The sequence below is a fragment of the Nostoc sp. genome (genome assembly GCF_036917575.1).
In the GTDB taxonomy this organism is placed as follows: domain Bacteria; phylum Cyanobacteriota; class Cyanobacteriia; order Cyanobacteriales; family Nostocaceae; genus Nostoc.
Genome location: NZ_JBALDC010000016.1, coordinates 1 through 23,633 on the forward strand (window position 1 = coordinate 1; position 23,633 = coordinate 23,633).

17 protein-coding genes are annotated in these 23,633 nt (G+C 39.7%); 7 read left to right on the forward strand and 10 right to left on the reverse strand.

What is annotated here, in order from left to right; translation table 11 throughout:
• Window positions 1–1,155: 1,155 nt before the first annotated feature.
• Both V7K79_RS03340 and V7K79_RS03345 read left to right on the forward strand, forming a co-directional pair.
• Complete coding sequence (locus tag V7K79_RS03340) at window positions 1,156–2,601, forward strand: MFS transporter (RefSeq protein WP_335044696.1); 1,446 nt, start codon at window positions 1,156–1,158, stop codon at window positions 2,599–2,601.
• A gap of 481 nt (window positions 2,602–3,082) precedes the next feature.
• Window positions 3,083–3,886: a phytanoyl-CoA dioxygenase family protein gene (locus tag V7K79_RS03345; RefSeq protein WP_335044698.1), complete on the forward strand. Its 804-nt coding sequence runs from the start codon at window positions 3,083–3,085 to the stop codon at window positions 3,884–3,886.
• Between the two features lie 122 nt (window positions 3,887–4,008).
• On the opposite strand, the gene V7K79_RS03350 is transcribed toward V7K79_RS03345, so the two are convergent.
• From V7K79_RS03350 to V7K79_RS03370, 5 genes are all read right to left on the reverse strand, one after another.
• Window positions 4,009–4,920 (reverse strand): beta-1,6-N-acetylglucosaminyltransferase, encoded by a 912-nt coding sequence (locus V7K79_RS03350; protein ID WP_335044700.1) that lies wholly within the window; start codon window positions 4,918–4,920, stop codon window positions 4,009–4,011.
• A gap of 239 nt (window positions 4,921–5,159) precedes the next feature.
• Complete coding sequence (locus tag V7K79_RS03355; protein ID WP_335044701.1) at window positions 5,160–6,206, reverse strand: D-alanine--D-alanine ligase family protein; 1,047 nt, start codon at window positions 6,204–6,206, stop codon at window positions 5,160–5,162.
• 298 nt (window positions 6,207–6,504) lie between these two features.
• A complete protein-coding gene (locus V7K79_RS03360; RefSeq protein WP_335044703.1) occupies window positions 6,505–7,902 on the reverse strand; it encodes an ATP-grasp domain-containing protein in 1,398 nt (465 codons plus the stop codon).
• 59 nt (window positions 7,903–7,961) lie between these two features.
• The gene (locus V7K79_RS03365; protein ID WP_335044705.1) at window positions 7,962–8,795 is read right to left on the reverse strand and encodes an O-methyltransferase; all 834 of its coding nucleotides are present in this window, start codon (window positions 8,793–8,795) and stop codon (window positions 7,962–7,964) included.
• Window position 8,796: 1 nt separating this feature from the next.
• The gene (locus tag V7K79_RS03370) at window positions 8,797–10,026 is read right to left on the reverse strand and encodes a sedoheptulose 7-phosphate cyclase (protein WP_335044707.1); all 1,230 of its coding nucleotides are present in this window, start codon (window positions 10,024–10,026) and stop codon (window positions 8,797–8,799) included.
• A 1,879-nt stretch (window positions 10,027–11,905) separates the two neighbouring features.
• On the opposite strand from V7K79_RS03370, the gene V7K79_RS03375 reads away from it, so the two are divergent.
• Window positions 11,906–12,403, forward strand: a complete 498-nt coding sequence (locus tag V7K79_RS03375) for a hypothetical protein (RefSeq protein ID WP_335044708.1) — start codon at window positions 11,906–11,908, stop codon at window positions 12,401–12,403.
• A gap of 281 nt (window positions 12,404–12,684) precedes the next feature.
• Here V7K79_RS03375 and V7K79_RS03380 read toward each other — a convergent pair whose 3' ends face one another.
• Entirely contained in the window at window positions 12,685–13,833 is a 1,149-nt protein-coding gene (locus V7K79_RS03380) for an alanine--glyoxylate aminotransferase family protein (RefSeq protein ID WP_335044711.1), read from the reverse strand.
• A gap of 384 nt (window positions 13,834–14,217) precedes the next feature.
• Between V7K79_RS03380 and V7K79_RS03385 the strand changes: the two genes are divergently transcribed.
• The 3 genes from V7K79_RS03385 (at window position 14,218) to V7K79_RS03395 (ending at window position 15,747) form a co-directional block, all read left to right on the forward strand.
• Window positions 14,218–14,607: a DUF1499 domain-containing protein gene (locus V7K79_RS03385; RefSeq protein WP_335044713.1), complete on the forward strand. Its 390-nt coding sequence runs from the start codon at window positions 14,218–14,220 to the stop codon at window positions 14,605–14,607.
• Window positions 14,608–14,890: 283 nt separating this feature from the next.
• Window positions 14,891–15,559, forward strand: coding sequence for a DUF1345 domain-containing protein (locus V7K79_RS03390; RefSeq protein WP_335044715.1), 669 nt, complete (start codon window positions 14,891–14,893; stop codon window positions 15,557–15,559).
• Between the two features lie 17 nt (window positions 15,560–15,576).
• A complete protein-coding gene (locus tag V7K79_RS03395) occupies window positions 15,577–15,747 on the forward strand; it encodes a hypothetical protein (RefSeq protein ID WP_335044716.1) in 171 nt (56 codons plus the stop codon).
• 129 nt (window positions 15,748–15,876) lie between these two features.
• On the opposite strand, the gene V7K79_RS03400 is transcribed toward V7K79_RS03395, so the two are convergent.
• Window positions 15,877–20,109, reverse strand: coding sequence for a PAS domain S-box protein (locus tag V7K79_RS03400; protein WP_335044718.1), 4,233 nt, complete (start codon window positions 20,107–20,109; stop codon window positions 15,877–15,879).
• A 446-nt stretch (window positions 20,110–20,555) separates the two neighbouring features.
• Here V7K79_RS03400 and V7K79_RS03405 point away from each other — a divergent pair, with 446 nt between their 5' ends.
• Window positions 20,556–20,687 (forward strand): hypothetical protein, encoded by a 132-nt coding sequence (locus V7K79_RS03405; protein ID WP_335044720.1) that lies wholly within the window; start codon window positions 20,556–20,558, stop codon window positions 20,685–20,687.
• 33 nt (window positions 20,688–20,720) lie between these two features.
• Here the strand turns inward: V7K79_RS03405 and bioF are convergent, their stop codons facing one another.
• The 3 genes from bioF to V7K79_RS03420 are packed head-to-tail and all read right to left on the reverse strand — an operon-like array spanning window position 20,721 to window position 23,341.
• Window positions 20,721–21,905, reverse strand: a complete 1,185-nt coding sequence (gene bioF / locus V7K79_RS03410; protein ID WP_335044722.1) for an 8-amino-7-oxononanoate synthase — start codon at window positions 21,903–21,905, stop codon at window positions 20,721–20,723.
• Window positions 21,906–21,950: 45 nt separating this feature from the next.
• The gene (gene ruvA, locus V7K79_RS03415) at window positions 21,951–22,583 is read right to left on the reverse strand and encodes a Holliday junction branch migration protein RuvA (RefSeq protein WP_335044725.1); all 633 of its coding nucleotides are present in this window, start codon (window positions 22,581–22,583) and stop codon (window positions 21,951–21,953) included.
• A complete protein-coding gene (locus tag V7K79_RS03420) occupies window positions 22,583–23,341 on the reverse strand; it encodes a sucrose-phosphate phosphatase (protein ID WP_335044727.1) in 759 nt (252 codons plus the stop codon). The genes ruvA and V7K79_RS03420 overlap by 1 nt, the downstream gene beginning before the upstream one ends.
• Window positions 23,342–23,633 lie beyond the last annotated feature (292 nt).

Sequence of the window (23,633 nt, forward strand, 5' to 3'; positions counted from 1 at the left end):
CTCTTCAGAAAGGTGATTTTTGGCTGGCATAAGTGGCTGATACTAAATTAATTATTTAATCTCTTATTATACAATCTAGCTGCCTAACAGCTTAGGTTTGAGTTTCAGCGAACAAGTGCTGTATTGAGCTAAATTACTGAAACCCTTATTGAACAAGTAGTTTACTTGAGTTTACAAATTAGCTCTGAGTAAGAAATTTAGTCATTTCATAATGACGAATGAACGAGGGCAAATTTTCAATTAAATCTTCGATGGGTAAATTCACTTTTTGAATTTCTTCCCAGTATTGACTGTCTAACGTAGCTCTATCCTTCTCTTTGGTAGCGATGTAATTACAGAGTGAATGAAAGATTACCTAAATCAACAATAAAATCTATACCTGATAATATCATTTTATTTTTCCAGTCTGCTCACTCTCCAGAATTGAATCCCATTGAACAAGTTTGGCGATATCTTAAACGTAATCTTCCTTGGTTAATACCAAAAACTCTTGTAAATTGCGTTCAGCACTCTACTTTCAAATTGGGAATTTCACTAAATATATCATTGCATCAATTGCCGGACGAAAGTAAATTCTTGAGGCTCTATCTGTTACCGGATTTTAGAGAATTGGTATTATTCGGTTTTGTTCATTTCTAGCCAGTTGTAGAGCGGGAACTGAACTCTGTTGAGCGCTGTATTAATTATGTAGAGCCATTCTACAGCGATCATTTGACAACTGGCATAGCACGGGACACCAGAAGCGGAAAGTTTTGCCACATCCCTCGTACAACTTCTTCACTGTCCCGTTGTGTTGATATATCCATTGAAACTCCAACCCAAAGACATTGGATGCCAAATTGCCAAAATTTTTAAGGGTGTTATCTCTCCCCCATGTTCAGACTCCAAAACACTTAACAATTTCTCTTCCACTGCCCCAAAATCTTTAATACAGCACGAACTTTGTTTAGTAGCTAGACATGAGGGATAATATTAGGACTTACGGATTTGACAAAGTTTCCATAATATACATTGACTACTAATGTATACATTTCAGGTGCTGACTACAACTCTTATTTAGTCTTTTGGGTGTTAGACACAGATCAAAAGCTCAAAGTTAGTATAGTACATATGTATGATGTGTAAATCCTAATTATTTTCTTAAATACTAGATTTATGGATTCTTCTCAAATTGAAACAGGTGCACCTCTTTCTCTAGAAATTGCTCAGATTGCTTCACCATCAACAACACTCTCTCCTACCTCAACACTCAGCCCTCGTATTTCTAAAGATGCTATTCGCACCAGTTTGAAGGCATCCACTGTCGATGGTATTTTCGCAGCAGTTTTCTCTGTTGGTACTGGCGGAATTTTACTAGGTAATTTCTTGGTGGAGTTAAATGCCAGTCCAATAATATTTGGCATGGTAAGTGCTATCCCCATGTTGGTGAATCTCTTTCAGCCGGTGGGTGCTTACTTGTCTGAACGCAGCACTAGCTGCTTTCTGTATTCCCTTAGCACTCATGGAATTGGTCGGTTATTATGGCTGATTTTAGTAATTGGCATTGTTAGCTTTAGTTGGGGAGGGTTGAATTCCAACCAATTAGTGATATTGTCGCTTTTGATTCTCGTATGTAGCCATCTTTTAGGAGCACTAGGAACTGCATCTTGGTTGAGTTGGATAGCAATGTTAGTTCCACGGCAATTACGAGGTAGATATTTTGGGCTACGCAATAGCCTTGCCAACTTAACCGAGTTAGTCAGTTTACCAATAGTCGGTCTAGCTGTATCACATTGGTATGGAGGGTCTATCCAAGGCTATGGGGTGATTTTACTCTTAGGCATTATTTTTGGAATTATCAGCTTGGGGTGTCAGTACTTCCAGCTAGATATAAATCCCCAATTACAAAATACTTATTATGGTAACTCATCTCAAACCAGTGAGATTCAGTCAAACTCGGCACCTAAAGAATCTAGTGAGATATCTGAACCAGTCTCTTTACCACAAATGCCAACTCCTCAAAACCAGATAGATAGCAGCATTTGGAAAAACTCTAATTTTTTGATATTTCTACTTTATTTTGGTTCATGGACGTTTGCTGTTAACCTAAGTGCCCCGTTTTTTAACCTCTACTTGCTTGATACCCTGAACTTGGATGTGAGTTGGGTAACTTTCTACAACAGCCTGCGAGCAGGGGCACATATGCTAATGCTGATCGTCTGGGGTAGATTAGCAGATAAAATAGGCAATCGTCCGATTCTAATTTTTAATGGAATTCTGATTGCCGTTATACCCTGGCTGTGGCTGAGGATGGGTTCTAGTCCTCTCGACCTCTGGCTGTGGTTGCCGCTATTACACCTTTTCATTGGGGGTAATTGGGGAGGAGTTGACTTGTGTAACAATAATCTCCAGATAGAAATTGCACCAGTAAAAAATCAGTCTATCTACTTTGCAACAGCAGCAGCTTTTGCTGGAGCAAGTGGTGCTTTAGGAGCAACTATCGGTGGCTTCATCGCTCAATTTGCTGGGTCTTTTGGCATAGCGGAAGTATTCATTGTATCTGGCGTATTACGATTAGCATCGCTTGTGCCACTCATTGTTAAAAAAGATTTGGGTAGTTAGGGTGAATTTGTTTGTTATGGATGTGAATAAAGAATGTTGCACTAAAAACTGAAGATTTATACACCTATAGGAAGAACTGTTAACTTACATATCTACTCTATAGTGAAAAAGATATATGACATAATAACAAAGTTGATGTTAGTAAAGCAGATTAGAAAAATCTGTTATTACACAAACTCGACTCGATCAACTTTTGGGCAACGCTTAACTAAAGCTGAAATAGTTGTAGAACAGTAGTTTTACTCTTTCAATTTCACTGAATTATCAGTCAAATCAACAAAATTATTGCCAAAAAGCTGGGGTTTTTGTCCGGTCAAAAAAACTAACTTCTTAATTTTGGATGAAGTCAAGATCAGCTAATATACATTTAGTTTGCTGTCTGGTTGTAATTTCGGTTTCAATATGCGATTTGAATGCCAATTAGCTCATCTGACTCAAATTAGTTAAATTTAAAATAATTTCAAAATCTGAAAAAGTTACGATGCTCAAGGTAGACACATCAAAAATTAGCCCTCAACAAATTGAAGCTTACGAGCGAGACGGCGTTATCTGCGTCAAAAATGTTTTGAATGACATCTGGGTAGAACGGATGCAAATAGCCGTTGACAAAAATGTATCAATCCCTGGACCTTTAGAAGTTAAAGGCATCACCAAACCAGAATATAATGTAGAACATGGCAACAGCCTATGGCTCATTGATGCTGATTTTCGTGCTTTGGCTTTTGAATCTCCGCTAATAACGCTCGCTGCTCAAGTCTTGAAATCGGAAAAATTGAACTTTTTGGCTGACGGCTTTTTTGTTAAAAAGCCGAAAGCAAACAGCCGTGTCGGCTGGCATAACGACCTACCTTACTGGCCCATACAAGGCTGGCAGTGTTGTAAAATTTGGCTAGCTTTAGATAGCGTTAACCAAGAAAATGGTAGATTAGAGTATATCAAAGGCTCTCATCGATGGGGCAAAGAGTTACGTGAAGGATCAAACCCCTCCTGGTTTGTAGAGCCAGAATCTCACGAGATTTTGTCCTGGGATATGGAGCCTGGAGATTGCTTGGTTCATCATTTTCTAACAATTCATCATTCAGTAACTAATACATCTTCCACACAACGACGTGCAGTAGTCACCAATTGGACTGGCGATGATGTTACTTACTATCAGCGCCCGAAAGCATGGCCTTTTAGACCTCTTGAGGAAATTGATTTACCAGAATTTAATTCATTCAAAGCTAAAAAACCTGGTGAGCCGATAGACTGCGACATGTTTCCTAGAGTTGAACTACATTGCTAGTAGGGAATTTACAGATGGTTGCTACTATTGTTAAGGATGCGCTCATAAAGATTATTCTCAACTCTAGTAGCAACCGTAGCTAGGATTTATTTACCTGAGTTTATCAAAATATTAAGCGAGCATTAGGATGTGATTCTATCAAGTTCATCAAGAATATTGCTATCTATATCAATGTCAAATTTCCGCGCGAAATGAGCAGATGATGCAAGTAGATTAGGCAAATCTTCCATTAGCAATATTTTTGGATGGGGACCTCCAGTTGACCAATCAATATATCGCCGACGATCATTTTTTAGTCTAAGGTGAGGTGCATTAGCAAGTATAGTTTGAAAATACGCCTCGTCTGCATGTCTGACCTGACTGTAATGTAAAGTTATAGCATTTCTCTGCGCGTGGAAATCGATAATGTATTCAGCAGCTTTGCGATTAGCACAAAACCATTGACTTCCACTGAAACAAGCAAGCTTTTTTGAAAAAGGAAGAAAAGCTTTTGTCAATAAAGGATGTTCTAAACGTATTTCTATATTCAGTTGAGCAAAGTATTTTTTTGAGGAATGAAAAGAAAACGACTTTGTACAGTATCGTTGATAGGAATTTTTCAGCCATAACATATTTGGTTCTAAATCACTTTTATAAGTCTCATAAGTGATTTGTTCATATTGAATACAAGCATCGTAAGAAGTTGAGGCTAGATCATCCAATATTTGTCTTGCGGTTTTAATGGGATAGTCTGCTCCACTGAGTAATACAAACCAATCTGGTACATTTGATCCCTCAAACATTAATTTAAGTGCCTGTAATGTAGCCTCTTCAACAGAAAAGTCTGCCCACTCAGTCTGTAAGTGAGGGTGTACTAGTAAAACATTTTTTGATAGACTATTTACAGATAAATCACATTTTGAAAAATCATGATGACACACAATTACAGGATAATTAAACATTTTATTTAATTTATTTATTAACCTGTAAGTTTGTTGAGGTTTCCTATGAGTTAGTAAAATAAAACCTATTGGATTACTAGAAGAATTAGACATTTGCTTAAGTTATATCGCTCTTAAAAAAATTTGTCTTGGAAGTCTCTTAGTATTTTTTTTCACGCAGCTGCGACTATTATAAAAGTAGGAAAGGCAATCGCTTTAAGTCGTGGGAAAAAATCGAACAATAAATGAGGAATTAAAAACTTTTGAAAGCGATCGCGCTACCTGAACTGACTTATTGATCAGCGCGCGCTTACCCCATACAAGCAGAAAAATCTATACCAAGAAATTTACTATCAATTCTGCAACGCCTTTTGATTATTGCCCAACGTTTCATTAATAGCCATGATTAATAACTCATCTAAAGGGATTCCCACTGCTTTGGCCATAGAAGAAATCACGCTTTTTGGGGCAAAAGAACAATATAAGCCAGCTTCTAAGAACCAAGGTTGTCCCTTTGGGTCGATGCGGAAGTCAAATAAACTGTAGTGGCGACAACCCAAAGCCTGATGACACTTCTTAGCCACTTGCTGAACCTTTGGGGTCATCGAGTCATTCGGGTCTACAATCCAAGACTTCTTATTATCTTTAGCAGCGAAACTTAAGTTGCCATCGTCTGTTTGTTGGAGTTTATCAGCGTGCCTGCGGATGGGTTGGGAGTGAGAGTCTAACAGATACTCTTCAAGGGGTAAACCCACTAGCTCACCATCTTTGACAATGATGCCGCATCTGACTTCTCGACCGAGCTCGATGAATTCTTCTACGATGACCTCATCTGAATATTCAAATGCTTGCTTGAGAGCAGCATCATAATCAGTAGCCTCTTTGACTAAGGTCATCCCTAAAGAGTTATCAGAACTTACGGGTTTGACGATCGCTGGAGGTGTAATTGTCGGCGTATCTCCTTGACGAAGCAGTTCTCCATGAGGCACTTTCACCCCTGCTGCTTCAACAATTGCTTTGGTTCTGGCTTTGTGCGCCGTTATTGCCATGATATCTGGAGTATTGCCGATGTAAGGGATCTTCAGCAAGTCGAATAAAGCGCGGTATTCAGTCATTCCAGGGATACAAAACATTTGTGGTAACATAATGTCAATGTTTTGTGCTGTTAGAAACTGTATGGCATCAGCCAAAGTTATCGGTTTGGTGTCAGCAATATCTTCATATCTGAGGGAAGGAGGAAATCGCCACTGGCGATCGGGTGTGATGTATGCGATCTGAAAGTCATAGTGCGATCGATCTGTTGTTGCTGCCAAACAGTCTTGGGCATAAAGACGTGACAAATCACAGTAAAAATTATTGTGTGCAGACCCAACTAAATGAAGGATACGAAGTACTGGCATGATTTATCTTCTTTATAAGTAGGTCGCTGTGAATATTTATCATTGGTATGAGGCAGGAGGGAAAAGGGTTTAAGTCTATTTAATTTTTCTTAACATAGTTTGATTTTTCCACATTGTTCCACTTCTATTGCTATAATTTATATAATGATTCTTAGTCTTTGTGAGGTACAAGAACCCCACATCCAACCCTTCTCTAAGAGCAAGCGAATAAAGTGCTATGGTGTACCTTTGTAATTAGTAAAGGTTACATATACTAGTTCTATATCAAAAAGTAGTTAATTACAAATTACGAATTATTTTAATCGCCACCTAATTCTACCAGTTTGCCAATGTTGAAGTCTATTTTTACCCATCCTTTAAGTTGCTGGAGATTTTTCAGCAAAAGTAAGGGAATCTGCCAATGATGTAAAGTCAAAAATGGTATAGGGTCATTAAGACTATAAATGGCATCAGTTCCCCGCGTTAGAGTATTAACTGATGTTTGCAATTGTTTCCAAGAACGGATAGCAGTTAGTCGCCAGATTTCGTGATATATAAAGTAAGTGGGCTTGCTACTAGCTAAAGGTTCCAGAGGTGCAGCTAAAGAAGTTTTACCAAGATAGGCGTCCGCAACACCGGAGTGATTGTAGAACATTGTAATTGCCGAATGAGTACGGGGATTGCATTCAATGGCATAAACTGTACCGTCTTGGGCTTGGATAAAGTCGAAGGAAACTTGCCCAGTCAATGCCAAACTCTTAACAAAGTGTTGCACCCATTTTCGGATTTGGGGATTTTCGACGTTTTCATAGTTGATCTGAAAAGCAGAAGAGTTTGAACAGCAATGCAATCTTAATTCCCCATCCCGCACTGTACTATGTGTGCATAATTCCTTACCAGGAATAAACTCTTGCATAATCCAAGGTCTTTCTGGACTGATGGGTAAACTATTGACAAAGGCTGCTGTTTCTTCTAAAGTGTCGCAGGGAAGTTTGGTTAAATTTAAGCGACGAACGGAATCGTAATCAATACTTTTAAGAATATATTTGCGGCTTTCTTGACTAAAATCGAAATTAATAACTTGTTGAGGCTCTGTAATTTTAAATGATTTGGGGACAGATAAACCAAGCGATCGCGCGCGATCGCTAAAGGCAAATTTATCATCCAACATTTTGGTTATATCTGGAGCAAAATGGAAAACTTCGCAGTATTTTGATAATGCAGGCTTTGCTAAAGAGTCATAATAGCTAGCAACAGGACTGCATACAGGTACATAAACGTCAACTTTTTCCTTTTTAACGATTTCTACTAGCGCCTGGATGTAGCCTTCTAAATCTGATTGCGGAGCCGGAACTGTATAAAAACGACTTATCGATTTTGAGAATTTATGCCCAGACAACCAGTATTTATGACCTTCAATCAAAATAACTCTGTGTCCTGCGGCATGGAAGGAGCGGGCAAGTTGCAATGCTTTAGTCATCTTGGCTCCACTCACCAAGATTGTCTGAGGATGGCCAGCTACGACAGCTTTTTTCGTAAACGGCGAACGCACAATACCCCACAACAAAGATATCAACACTATCAAAGCACTAAACGGCAAAGCTATTAGCAATAATGTTAGAGTCCCGAGAGTCTTAAATAAAGCTATTATCTTTACCCTAACATTCGTTGATAACGTTGAGGATTGAGGCAGAGATAAAGAAATCGATTGTGCCATAAGTCTTTCCTTTGTGTTTATTGTAGAGACGTTGCATTGCAACGTCTCTACAAACTTCATTACACTACGCGTCTAATTAAGGTTATACCATCTCGGATGGGTAACAGAACTTGCTCGACACGAGGATCGTTGGCAACAATACGGTTGAACTGAGCGATCGCTTCACCGTTGGCGGTGCGTTGTTCGGGTGGTAGGTAAACTTGTGCTTGTAACAAAGTGTTATCTACACAGATTAACCCGTCGGGAGTCAGTAAGTTACTATCCAAAATCGTCTGGAAGTACTCTACATACTCTTTTTTATCCGCATCAATGAAGATCAGATCAAATACTTCATTTCTGGCAGCTAGCTTGTGGAGTGTCTCTATGGCAGGTGCTACTTCCACAACGATTTTGTCGCCGTGGGGAGACTCACTAAAACAGGCTTGAGCAAATTGAGCAACATAGGAATCTACTTCACAACCGATAAGTTGCCCATCACTTGGTAATGCTTCTGCCATTGCTAAGGCTGAATACCCTGTGAACATTCCTACTTCTAGAATGCGCTTTGCCTTAGTCATGTGAACAAACATTTTCAATGTCTGCCCTTCAAGATGTCCTGAGAGCATTTCCTGCTCTAGTTGACGCACTGTTTCACCATCGCTGAAGCGTTTGCTCCAGTCTTCAAGGCTAGTTTTTTGCGCTAATGCTGTCAGTGCACTTGATTCCGGGGTGGTGTAATCATCCAAGTAGGGATCTAAACCCACTGCTAATTGAACACCCTGCTCTAAAGAATCTAATATCTCTACAGGAATGTTGTTCTCTTGTGCTAATTTCAGGGTTTGCTGTAGCTGGGCTACTAGAATGCTGTGTGGTGTTATCGGTCTAGCTGTTTCTCGTCCTAAAACACTTGTCATATTAGACCCCTACTAGCTTGCCTTCTTGACTTTCAACGTATGCATCAACCCCTTCTCCGCCACGAGGGTATTCAGCACAAAGACGTTTGTGTTCAGCTAAGGCAGCATCAAGTTCTTCACGAGTTAGATCGTTGACAAAGAAGCACTCACCAATTGGACGAGGCATGGCTGCGCGTTGTTTGCCATCTCGTGTCAAGCTTATAGAGCCAGTAGCATACCAGAGTAAATCACCATCTAATAGAGGATGATCGAGTGCTAAACCGATACGATTCATCAAGTCTAGGATGCGATCGCGCTCTTGTGTTGGAATATAACCCCGTTGTGCTGCAATGGTTGCAGATAAAGCCATATCTATATTGACCGCATGACCGTGATATAGGGGTATCTGAGGTGCTAATTCTAAAGTAGGACTCCAAGTATGACCGTAGGCAATGACGCGATCAAGGTCTATTTCATGCAAGTTAGGAGTCTCTAACTCCAGCATGGTTTTGATTGCCTCGTAGTTGACTTTATGGGCAATCTCTTTAATTTCCGGTGTACCATTCACATGTCCAAAGTGAGTAGAAAGCAGCTCATCGCCATGTTTGTATAGCAGTTCAAAGACTTCCGAGTTAGAAACTACCGCAATTTTCACTAACTCTGCCATCCCATTGCGAACTTGAGCGGTTGGCAAGGTTTTCAAGAAAGAGAAATCTAAGATTACTTTCAAAGGTGCATGATATGCTCCCAAGCGATTTTTTTCCTTACGATGATTAACTGCAACCTTAATTGCCACACCTGCATCAATTAAACCAATCAACGTGGTAGGAATGCGAATGTAGTTACTCTTGCGACGGTAAGCAGCGCAAGCAAATCCAGCCACATCAGTAATTAAACCACCGCCGACGACTAAGACTGGTTCTTTACGAACTAAGCCAAAGTCCGAAAAAGCGTCAATAATTTTTTCAAAAGTTGCTAGAGTTTTAGCTCGCTCTGTAATAATGATTGGAAATACCGTCAGTTCAATGTCATAGTGTTTAAAATATGACTTGATCTGATCGCCATAAAGTTCATGGACATTGGCATCAATTACAGTCAGACAGCGACCAAATTTTGCATAGCTATCTGCGATTTCTCTGTTTTGAATATCAAACGCACCGTTCACATAGACAAGACTAAAATCGATTTTTTCGTAACCTTCTACGTGAAATGCAGCTTCTGTAGCTTCAAATGATGCTTGAACTTTATTCATGTGTGTTGACCTGATTCCAATTAAAAAGTTGTGAGATTTCGCTAATAATGGCGATTTACCCTAATGTATGCCAGCAAGTAACCATGCTCTTTACCCTTTCAGATAAAAGACAGGACAAAATTAGCTTTCAATAAAAAGCTAACGCTTATCACTGATTGGTAATGTTTTTAAACAATACCATTCATTATAAGTAAATTTTGTAGGTAGGTTAACCTTTAATTCGGTATAACCTCAAATAAGTCAACTAATCCTACTAGCAATATATTGGTATAATACTTGCCTGATTTTTCTATGTGTCGTTGACTTTAGATTTGTTTGGGAAATTCATACGTTTAAATATAGTGGCTTTCCAACTGTACGATTCCACAAAAACTCTAGCCTAAACAACTGATCATACCGTTGCTTTCCAAGCTTAAATTTGAGATTAGAACCCTGATTAATCGTTAGTTCGCTGTTTATTAGCATTAGTCTCAAACCTTATATTACTACTAAACTTGATACATTCTGTTTACTTCAGAATATCAGTGGAATTTTAGAAAATTTACCTGAACTTTTATTAACTCCACTATGTTCGTATTTAGCAACTTGCCAAGCGTTAGACTTTGCAAAACTTATATTTTAGTAAACTACTCATATTGTTTATCATTGTCTATCTCTAGGCTGACATTTGATATCACAGAAATGATCAATCCTCATCTCACTGTTTTTTTGCATTATTTTCAAATCATAAAATGGCTAAAAACAAAGATTACTCACCGCATTATATTCAAAGTATCAGTATGATACCTATTTAATAAGTTAATTTACTGCTCAGTAATCAATATACCTACCTCAGCAACTCCTGAAAATTCAGAATTTAAACGTATTTAAGTTCCTTGTAACAAAAGTTTAACTTTTTTAAGGAATGCTTGTGTATATTAAGGCTTCTAAGTTTGCTTAAATTGCCTTTTTATTCCTAAAATAAACCTTTTTAGCTTAAACTAGCAAATAATTTACTAGTGGGTAACTGAAAAGTGCAACATAAATCATAACATTACAACAATACAAATCATAACATATGTAAACATCTTTAAGTCAATCCACCATGCGAAGTGTACTAGATAACCAAATTTTTACAATAAAATATGTCTTAAGGTAGATACTTTATATAACAAGATATTTCATACGGCAGCTATATCTAATACCGTGTCCGACTAAAGACTTATCATTTGATCGCAGTTATTGCTGGAGAAAAAAGGCTTTTGGAATTTTTGCACAGATGCGGTGATTATAAGTAATTAAGCAGACTTGATGTAACAGATTTCTGGTGAATTTAATTATGCATTAGGTTATGTTGCCCGAAATCCGTCGCTTTTATCGGTTATAAATGCATTTACATACAATGCTTCACTTTTGCAGGCAGATTCACGGGTAAAAGATCGCGATTTACCGGATGAACTCAACAATACACTAATTCACATACGATAGGGAGATAGTGCGACAATATGCGATCGCGAGTGGCGTAGTTTAAGACATTATGAAACAGATGCTGTTTTTATATTATATCTGCGTTGAAAACTGATAATATTAATGTATTACTCTTGTACTAGATAGCTGATGGATGTTAAAGAGTTGCTCAAGCGTTATGCTGCTGGAGAGAGACTTAAGTAGGATTAATTTGGAAGAGGCTTCGATAGAAAAAATTAAGTATTTCTAAGCAGACAAAATCTATTTAAATTACTTATTATAAAATCTTAAAGTTTCTTAACTTAGTTTAAAAAATCTTGGTACTGACTTCAGAATGGTAAGAGCGATCGCTATTGTAAAGGTTAGTTGATATTAGTTGTCAAATTGCTAATGAAGTTGGAAACTAAAGAAATACAACACACGCAATTATTTTATGACTGCTGTTTCTAACTTTGAATTCAAACGAGCACGACCAATTTGGCAAACCGCGATCGTATTGACCTTGGGCTTTTGGCTCAGTGCTAGTCTAGTTTTAGACTGGGTAATTATGCCTAGCCTTTATCTTTCGGGGATGATGAGCCAAGCTGGTTTTACGACAGCAGGCTATACGATTTTTTGGAACTTCAATCGGATGGAATTATTATCAGCTGCTGTAGTCCTGACTGGGGCACTAGCTTTGAGTAAAACCCGATATCACTGGAGTATTGGCAGTATTGTTTTATCTGTGCTGCTACTAACTATAGCTGTGCTTGATACTTATTTCTTAACTCCACAGATGTGCGCCATAGGAGTTCAACTCAACCTATTTGAAGCTGCTGCTGCTATTCCATCGACAATGAATTTACTACACGGTAGCTATTGGCTACTGGAAGTAGTGAAGCTGGTAGCTGGTGGTACACTTTTAAGCTGGTGCTGGCGGGAGCAATTTTAAGCAAATGAAGAAGTATAACCGTAGTCACACAGGTTAGGACATAAGGATGGGGTGAAAGAAGAGAGTTAGCAATAGTTTTACCTCCTGCCTCCTGCCTCCTGTTATATAATGGTGAAAATGTTCATTTATAAATCTCACACCAAAGACGCAAAGAATTTCTTTGCGTCTCTTGGCTACGTATATCTTATGGGTTAATGAATGTGATGCCTACGGCAGGCTACGCCTACACCTTTTGTATTAGGTGCGTTACACTACTGCTAACACACCTGATTGCGTAAAAGCTACTTAGACAAAACCTGCCGTAGTACTGCTAAAAGTTGGTCAACACTTTCCTTTCGACTATTAAAGCCCATTAATCCTACGCGCCAAACTTTACCAGCCAGCTCACCAAGACCACCGCCAATTTCAATATTATGTTCATTGAGTAACTGCCGAGCGATCGCTTTACCATCTACCCCGTTTGGAATGCGGACAGTGGTAAGCGTTGGTAATCTATATTCTTGCTCAACGTGCATACTCAGTCCTAAACTCTCTAAACCTTCCCAGAGATATTCTACGTTCTTTTGATGCCGCTGCCAGGAATTTGCTAATCCCTCTTCTGCAAGCAAACGCAGTGCTTCCCGCAATGCATAGTATAAATTAATCGGTGCTGTATGGTGATAAGTGCGTTCAGCGCCCCAATACTTGCCTAGCAACAACATATCTAAATACCAGTTTACAACTTTCGTTTGCCGCTGTTGCAATTTCTCAACTGCACGCGCACTCATCGTAAAGGGAGAAGCACCAGGCGGACAACTTAACCCTTTTTGGCTACAACTATAAGCTAAGTCAACTCCCCAAGCATCCAAAAACAAAGGGACGCCGCCCAAACTTGTCACTGTATCCACTAATAACAAAGTGCCAAATTCACGACACAAATCAGCGACTCCTTCCAACGGTTGACGTGCGCCGGTGGAAGTTTCGGCATGAACTAGAGCTAAGATAGCTGGACGATGAGTTTTTAAGGCAATTTGGAGTTCCTCCAAATTGAAAACTTGTCCCCAAGGTTTAGTAATGGTTCGCACATCAGCGCCATAACGTCCAGCCATATCTACAAGGCGATTACCAAAATAACCAGCTACACCAATTAAAACTACATCACCGAGTTCTACAGCATTAGCGATGGTTGCTTCCATTGCAGCTGTTCCCGTACCGCTGACTGCAATGGTAAGTGAGTTTTCTGTTTGCCATACGTAGCGTAGCAACGACTGAATTTCATCCATGAGTGTCAGAAAAGCCGGATCAAGATGCCCAACGGGTGAAGTATTCATCGCTTGCAAAACTGTGGGATGGGCATTAGATGGTCCTGGGCCTAACAGCAGACGGGGTGGAATTTCTAGCGGTGTCAGTTGTAAGCGTCTGGAGTCGTTAATTGAAATTGTTTGCGTCATAAATCTCTCTTTGCCTAGACGATACTTACCGAATCATATAGGAATCCGATTTGATTCCTGAACTTACTTATGTAGGGAGGAAACAAGAAATCCGGGAATAGGTGATTGCAGAACAGTGATGTGAATTGAGGTAAGCAGAGGGAATTTTTAGGCTAGCGATGATCGCCTCACATTTAAAAGCATCATTCATTACTGCCTCAAAATTCAGCAATTGAATACAGGCTTTTTTTATGAAAAAATAAAATATGAGCTATAAAGAGCGATCGCATCACCAATGTTTTAGTGAATCTGTCATTTGCCAGAAGATGCAATTACGGCAAAGTATTATAGTGAATCAAACAAATATGTGAGAGTATATTTATTCACTTACCCGGAGACATAATTATGGTTTTTGCTGGTAAACGACCAAATAATTTAGGTATTAGCAACGGTAAATTAGCATTCTGCTCTAATTCCCCCAATTGCGTTTCTAGTCAGAGTACAGATGCATCTCACCAAATTGCACCACTGACTTTTACATCTACTCCAGAAGAAGCGATTACTAATCTTAAAGAAATTATTGAGTCTTTACCAAGAACCAAAATCATTACCGAAAGTAAAGATTATTTATATGCAGAATTTAAAAGTGCTTTACTAAGATTTGTAGATGATGTAGAATTCTACCTAGACAAAAATGGCAATATTATCCACGTGCGTTCAGCTTCACGTTTGGGTCAGAGCGATTTGGGTGTTAATCGTAAACGAATAGAGACGATTAGAGCCAAGTTCAAGTAATTTGCAATTTAACTAAAGACTGGGAAGATAAAGAAGTAGTTGGACAAAATTAATTACACAATGTTATTACGAGTGAGACATTCGCGTAGCCTATCATAGAAAAGAGAGACAATCTTTAAATATTGGATTGCTTAACTTTCTTTACAATGTTTTTAAATATTTTTCTCCATCTATGTTATGTGGATTAAAATTTTAGTACAACTTGGAATGACGATTGGGTAATGTGGTGTTTCACCAAAAACTATGAATTAGGAATTAGTTAAACTCTGCGATCGCAAAATTTGTGAGACTTAATTTATTTAAAAACTTTGACTCCCGACCCCGGCTGATGATTGCTGTCGGACTTGCTGTATTAATTTTGGTAATCCTGCCTCATTCTCTGCACTTACCTACTCGCATTCTCTGTGCTTGGAACTCTGGTATTGACTTTTTCTTAACGATAACGTGGTGGAAAATGATTAAGGCTAACCCAGAAAAAATTCGCCGTTATGCTGAGGGTGAATATGAAGGACATTTGGCTATATTTATACTGGTGATTGCTGCGGCTTGTGCCAGTGTTTTAGCCATTGGGTTTTTATTAAATGATAAAAAAGGGTTGTCAACAATTCTGCTTACCCTACATGTCATACTTTCGATTATGACTATTGTCGGTTCTTGGTTACTCGTGCATACGATGTTTGCAGTACAATATGCACACAGCTATTACAAATATATTAATCATAGTAATAGTGAAGAAATCACCAAAGGTTTAGATTTTCCTCACAACGACTATCCAGACTACTGGGAATTTTTATATTATTCATTTGTAGTCGGCATGACCAGTCAAGTTTCAGATGTGCAGACAACATCACCCGGTATGAGACGCTTGACTTTGTTACATGGCATATTATCCTTCTTTTTCAATACTAGCATTTTAGCTATGAGTATTAATATCATTGCATCGCTGATTTAAAAATATATATACAAGATATGCTGATTCAAAACGGTGAAATAGCTATTCGTTTCATGCAAGATGAAATGTATGATTATGATCTGATGGCAAAATGGTTAACTAATGCAAAAGTTTCAGAATTTTATGAAGGAAGAGATAATTCTTTTCCCTACTTAATTTTGTTAAACCTTGATTCCATTGTGGGGTAGGCATCTTGTCTGCCCAAAAAGAAAGGACGGACAAGATGTCCATCCCACAAGAATAAAAAAAATTGCACATCGCGTTATTTAATTTCTAAAGGAAAGAAAAGGAATTGAAAAGTTTATTTACTCTGAAGGTTAACCGTGCCTAACAAGACTAACGATCGCTGCGGCTAAATCCACTGGATCGACGGGTTTAGGCAGGTGCTTTTGAAATCCTGCTGCCATTGCTTGGTTGTAGTTAAGTTCTCCAGCATAAGCAGTCAAGGCGATCGCCGGAATTTGTCCGCCTTGCTCTGGGGGTAATTTTCTCACTTCGCTAAGCAACATATAGCCATCCATCAAGGGCATTCCAATATCGCTTAAGAGGATATCCGGCTTTGATTGCACTAATGTTTGCAGCGCTTCATCTGCTGATTCAACTGCCGTTACCGTCGCGCCATATTGTTCCAACGCAAAGCTAAAAAACTCTCGCACATCAGCTTGATCGTCCACAAGCAGGATTTGCACTCCAGCGAGTAATGTCTCGTCATTACTGACTTCTGGTTGAGAAGCTTTACTACTGCTAACTCGCAACTCAGAATTTTTGAGCAAAGGTAGTTTGACTGTGAAGGTAGCCCCTTGTCCTTCTCCCAAACTCTCTGCTTGAACTGTGCCACCGTGAAGTTCTACTAGATGACGCACAATTGCTAGTCCCAATCCCAGTCCACCAAATACTCTGGTTGTCTTCGCATCTGCTTGCCGAAAGTAATCAAAGACGAATGGTAAAAATTCTGGGTTAATTCCTTTACCTGTATCAATTACCTGGATTTGGGCATCTAAACCAACTTGCTCTAGACGCACTTCTACAAGTCCTTCTGTAGGTGTGAATTTAACGGCATTGGAGAGGAGATTCCACATCACTTGTTGCAAGCGATCGCCATCGCCGAGAACTTTGCCGATATCATTATTTAATACCGTTTGAATTTGAATTGATTTGGCTTCTGCTGCTAAACGCACCGTTTCTAATGCAGAGGCGATCGCTATTTTCAAATCGACTGCATGGAGATTTAAGCTAACTTTACCTTGTAAAATCCGCGAAACATCAAGTAAATCTCCAATCAATTGAGTTTGTAACTTCGCATTGCGCTCGATTGTTTCCAATGCCGCGATTTTAGTAGCTTCGTCGAACTTGCGGGTTCTGAGTAACTTTGCCCACCCTAAAATCGGATTTAAAGGAGTTCGGAGTTCGTGGGAAAGGACAGCGAGGAATTCATCTTTAATTCGGTTGGCTGTCTCGGCTTCTGCCCTGGCAATTTTTTCGGCTTCGTAAAGTTGAGCGCGGGCGATCGCTTGTGCACACTGCTGTCCCAGTGTCAACATAAATCCCCGGTCTTCTTGATTAAATCTTTGTTCACTAGTAAAGCTTAATCCCAAAGCCCCAATTACTTTACTTTCTACTACCAAGGGAATGGCAGCCCAGGCATTATTCGCCATAACAGTCACAACATCTGCTAAGTTGGGATATCTAGCAATCATGGCTGCTAAATTTTCTAAAAAAATCGGCTGCCCAGTTCTGACTGTTTCTGCTATTTGGTTAGGTGCTGTGATCGGAAAACTTGCCCAAGTATTTGTGAGAGTTTGCGGATAGCCAATTGCTTGCACAACTTTTAGGCTAGTATTTCCTTCAGTAAGTAAGACAACAGAACCACCAGTAGCTTCCAAGGCGGCAATGCCTTGGTTCACCACTACATCAGCCACCTGTTGAGGAGTTAGGGCTTCCGAAAAGGCAGCAGTTATTTTTTGTAAAAGTAGCGTGCGATTGACAGACCGTTGAGTTTCCTGGTAAAGTCTGGCGTTGTCGATGGCTGTCGCTGCCCGCCGAGCAATATCCTCTGCTAAAGCCAAGTCTATTTGTTGATAGTACCGACCAGATTCGGCGGTAAAAAAAGAGATTGCTCCAAATAATTGCCCGCGGGAACGAACTGGAATCACCATTAGAGAACGAATACCCAGACTTTGCAGCAATTGCCGATGTTCATCGTCTTCAGACATCTGTAGAAGATGTGAGTCAGATAATTCTGGATAAAAGATAGATATTCCTAAGCGTAGCTGCTGTACAAGCTGTTTAGCTCTGGTTTGGGGTTGATAACGCCGTCGAATTTCGTCTAAAATATTTAATTTTGTCGGATCGGCAATTGCGATCGCAATTTGTTTACTTGACCAATCTTCCTGGAAGACATCTATAATACACAAGTCAGCTAAAGTCGGAACTGCTAAATTAGCTACATTTTCTAAGGTGACTTCATAATCCAATGAGGCAGCTAGTAAGGTGCTGGCTTCGACTAAAAAGTTTTGTGTGGCTTCAACTCGTTTGCGATGGCTAATATCCTCAATAATCCCTAATGCATACTTTGGAAGTCCCTTAGCATCCCAAACTGCTGATGAAGTTAGGTTTGCCCAAACTATAGAACCATCTTTGCGAATGTAGCGCTTCTCTAGAGAATAACCACTAATTTCTTTTGCTAAAACTCGTTGAGCATTTTCCCAATCAACTTCTAAGTCGTCAGGATGGGTAATTTCCTGAAAGTTCATTTGAATTAATTCTTCATAGCTATATCCAGTAATTTCGCATAAGGCAGGATTAACTTGCAGAAATCGCCCATCTAACCCTACTAGAGTAATACCAACAGCTGCTTGATTGAACATTGCCCGAAACCTTTCTTCGCTTTCTCGCAAAGCAACTTCTGTTTGCTTTGCTGCTGTCACATCTGCCAAAATAATGCCAATTCCTACCGTTTCACCCATTGTGTTATTAACTGGGTAATAGTTGCCCAGCCAGTAACTGTAACGTCTTGGTTGTCCCCTTGTCTCACCACTGATTTCCATATTCAGCAAGGGTTCTCCAGTCTCTAACACCTGCTGTAACTGTGGCTCTAATTCAGCCGCCATCGCTGGCAACACTTCCCTAAATTTGCGTCCTAGATGTTCTTCTATAGCTAAACCGTTAATGTCAGCGAAAACTTGATTAATGCGAATATATCGCAGTTCCCGATCGAAAAAGCATACGGCAACAGGAGCGGCTCCTAGCAACGCATCTAAAAGAGATAGAGATTCGGCATAATGGAGTAAAGCCTGATGGATATCTCGATAAAGTTGAGCATTTTCCACTGCTAAGGCAGCACGATGAGTAATATCTATTGCTAAATTTAAGTCAGTGTGATCGTAGCGACGGTTCGATCGGGTGGTGATAAAGGTAATACAGCCGAGTATGCGCCCTTTTGCGATTAACGGCACAATCATTACAGACTTCATCCCTAATTGCCGAACAAGTTCTAAATGTTCCTGATTTTGAGTAGTTGCTACTAATAGCGAGTCAGATACCTCTGAGATCAATTCACTTTGGCCTGTTTGCAGTACTCTAGTAATTGCACTTGCAGCCTTATAATCTGTGACATACTCCTGAAGTTTACGCGCCAACTCTGCTTTCGATGGGTCTGCATGAGCAATAGGTAGGCGGCGAATAGAACCATCTTGATTTAAAATGTCTACGCTACACCAATCAGCTAGCTGGGGAACTAAAATTTTAGCTATCTGTTGTAAGGTTTGTTCATAATCTAACGAAGTAGAAAGTAAATTACTAATTTGGGCAATATAACGCAGTCTTTCCTCAGCCTGCTTGCGCTCAGTAATATTTACACCTGCACAGATGATACCTTGAATACCATTATCTAAATCCCTTAGTGGTTCAACTAGCAAATCATAATAATTGTCTTCTTTACAAGTTGTTAGATAAACCTCTTGGCGGGTTGCAACACCAGTCTCCATTACCTTTAGCTTAATTGCTTGCAATTGCTCTGCTACTGAGGCAGGAAATAATTCATTATCAGACTTACCTAACATTTCCTCAGCAGTGGCTAGACCTTGAGGATTATGAATCCACTCATATCGCAAATCGCGATCCTGCTGAAATACGACGATATCTGAACTATTTAACACTAATCGAAATCTTTCTTCACTAACTCTCAGCTTTTGCAGATTTTCATCCCCCCGTCTCTTAGTAGTTTTTAATGTTTCACACAAGATACTAAAGAGCAATCCTTGTAATGCAAATAACCCAATTTGCACAGAATTAGATAACTCAAGACTCAATTCATAAGCTGGAGAAAGAAAGAAGTAATCGCTCAGTAACGCAGACAAGGAAGTTGCTAATAGCCCTGATTTCAAACCACCATACCAAGCGCTCACCATGACAGCGCTAAAAAATAGTAGATAAGTAGTTCCATTCGTGCTTAACCAGGGGTCTAGCATTAACATTAGCACTAATGCAAGTGCTACAATTAATACAACGATGCCATAACGTAATAATTGAGAATAATGAATCTGGGGCATTAAAAGTTTTTTGAAAAAACTAATACTCATTGCAGAGGCTCTACATACCCTAAGCTAGTTTGTAAATTTTAGTAATTTATCTATAGATAGATTTTGCTGAGTTATAAAAGTCTCTTTTGCCAGAGGTTAATTTGTTCGTTATCTGATAAGCAGAGTAGAAATTTAATTTGAACCATCAAGATAAATGATATTATTTTGCTAATTTAAAATATTAAATATAAACGCTAGCGAATTTATAACAAAAATTATGGAATAATATCTAGTTAAGGATAGAGATAATTGAGCGATGAATAACCGCTACTAAAGTCATCAATGCTGATCTGAATCTTTCTGTACTTTAATTGGGTTCATAAATCAATTATCTAACTGACATTTTGAATTAACATACTCTCGGTAATTTCTAGGGCTATAGAATCACCTTCTCAACCAGTTTGGGCTAAGGCATTGTGAATAATCAGTTGTTGTGCTTATTTGCGATCGCTCAAGCCTTTGAGTCACTCATCGTAGAGTTGATGGCAGGCGTTGTAGAACGGGGGAATGAATTTAGGCAGGCAGGGGGGACAAGGGGAAATTATTGAACAAATCTCTCCCTTGTTTACCTTGTCTTTTCTCTATGCCCTATGTCCTACTGTCGTCATAACATTCTTTAGTATTGCTACCAATTTTTCAATATGTGCTACTTGATGAGTTGCCATCACAGATATTCTGATTCGACTTGTGGGTACTGTGGGGGGACGAATTGCTGGGGCAAAAATTCCAGCGTCTCTTAACTGTTTTCCAGCTTTGAGGGCATCTGTGGCATTAGGCAATTGAAAACATAATATGGGTGATTCAGAAGGCAGCAATTGCAGGTTAGGTAACTGTTGCAGCAAAGTTTTTAAGTAATGTATATTCTCCCACAATTGGGCACGATATTGCGGTTCTTGTTGCACGATCTTGATTGCTGCCAAGGCCGCGGCTGTATCAGCAGGTGAAAGCCCAGTAGTATAAATCCAACTAGGTGCGCGGTTCCGCAAAAAATCAATTAGGGCGCTACTTCCTGCTACATATCCGCCTAAACTACCCAAAGCTTTACTCAAAGTACCAACTTGAATTAATTGCTTTCCCCTACACCCAAAATGTTCGACACATCCAGCACCAGTTTTTCCCAGTACGCCAGTAGCATGAGCTTCATCAACTAGCAGCATACAGCTAAATTCATCAGCCAGATTCAACAGTGCAGGCAACGGACATAAATCGCCATCCATGCTGAAGACGGTATCAGTAAGAATCAAACAGCGTCGGTAATTTTGCCGCTGCTGGTTCAACTGAGTCTTTAATACTGCCACATCACAGTGCGGATATTCCACTACTGCTGCACCGCTAAGAATCGCTCCATTTTTTAGACTGGAATGATTGTACTGGTCAGAGAATATTAAATCACGCTTGCCCACAAGGGCGGTAATTGTACCCAAATTGGCTAGATATCCGGAACTAAATACCAAAGCATCTTCTGTTTGTTTGGTAGATGCGATCGCCTCTTCTAACTCTCTGTGTAATTCCCGATGTCCGCTAAGTAATCTAGAACCAGTACTACCAGTACCAAATTCAGCGATCGCAGCAGTTGCAGCTGCCATCAAACGCTCATCTCCAGCCAATCCCAAATAGTCATTGCTGGCAAAATTAATTACTTCTTGCCCAGCTAAAACTACCGTTGCACCCGGACGACCATTGATAGATTGTACCGAACGATACCAGTCTGCCCGATGAATTGTTGCTAAGGACTGTTCTAGCCAGGCATAAGGATCAGTGGGCATGGGGGATAATAATTCAAAATTCAAAATTCAAAATTAATGCCAAGATTAAACTTGTTCGCTGCTAAGATGAGCGATCGCTTGTTTAATCCAATCTTCGACATAAGCATCTTTGGGTAGTCCGATGTCTTCGCTGACCACATGAAGGGCGTGACTGACCTCATTGGCAGTGTATCCCAAGGCGAAGAGAGTCATTTGCACTTCTTCGAGAATTCCCGGTGCTGGGCCGCCTGTGGCGACGAAGAACCCGGCTGATTTGCGCCACTCAACTAATTTGCTTTTCAGTTCCAAACAGATGCGTTCAGCGATTTTTTTACCAACACCTGGAGCCTGAATTAGGATTTGTGTATTGCCAGCGATAATTGCTTGGACTAAATCTGGTAATTCCAGAGTGTCTAAGAGTGCGATCGCTAAGGCTGCACCAATACCTGTGACAGTCAGCAAGTGGCGAAATAAATCGCGTTCGGCTGGGGAAGCAAAGCCATATAGAAAGGGCACTTCTTCGCGAATTTGCAAATGGGTAAAAATTTGCGCCACTCCTCCCGACTCTGGTAACTGGTTTGCTAGACGTTGGGGAACTTGCAAATCATACCCCAAGCCATTCACTTCCAGAGTCAGAATTACGCGATTAGCGCCAATTGTTTGGATACCAGCGACTATACCTTTTAAATAACTAATCATTACAAGAGACCAAAATAATTTAAGCCTTCGATAATTCCACCTGCACAAAAACATGAAGCCAGGTAGTGATAGTCTGCGGGATACTCATTGTGCCATTGGAGTAACTCTTTACGGGCATTCCCCACAATGATTCCGCGTTCGTTGCCTACAGCAAATAAAGCAATATCATTACCCGAATCACCACAGACAACTGTTTGTTCTGCTGCAAATTTCCACTTCTGGCGTAAAAACTGCATTGCTTGACCTTTATCGCTGCTATGGGGTACAATGTCAAGGTCAATACCGCTACTGTAGATTAACTTTACATATAATTTAGATTTTTGTAACTCTGCTTCAAGTTGTGGTAGAACATTCGCAGATACTTCTTGTTCTAGAAAACAACTCACTTTGAATGGACGCTGTTCTGAATCTGGTTGCCGAATTAACTCAGGATATTTTCTTGTAATAGATAATACAGTTTCCCGTTCCCATCCCGGAGAAAGGATTTCTGACCAATCTGAGTCTGGAGTATCAGTACCATCAAGGTAAATTTCTGTACCCACAGATAGGACGAGGGCATCCGGTTGCAAAAGATTTTTTTTAGCTTGGAGTTCTTTATAAAGTACAGGCGATCGCCCAGTAGAATAAACGATTTTAGTACCGTATTCTTGGCGATGTCTTTCCAGCAGTTGATTTAGTTCTGGTAAAGCGCTGTCATCACCGACGGTACGATACACGAGGGTATCATCTAAATCAGTTACAAAAAGAAATGGTTTCATGATTAGGACCTCTTGCAAAATTTCGTTATTCTACCGCGTCAAGGGACTTTTGCAAGAGATTTGTTTGCTAAAAACAAAATATGTTAGACATTTAATTTGAGATTAAGATAGTTAGAATTATTGTCAAGAAAGACAACTCCAACACCCGCAAACCAAGAGGAGCAAAAGCCGATTGAGTTAGAAGTTATTGGCACTCTTGATACAGGTATCGCGTTCCTAAAGCGAGTGTAGGGATGAAAACTGATACACCACTGTGGGATATTCCACAATCGATTTAAGTTATTCCTCAGCA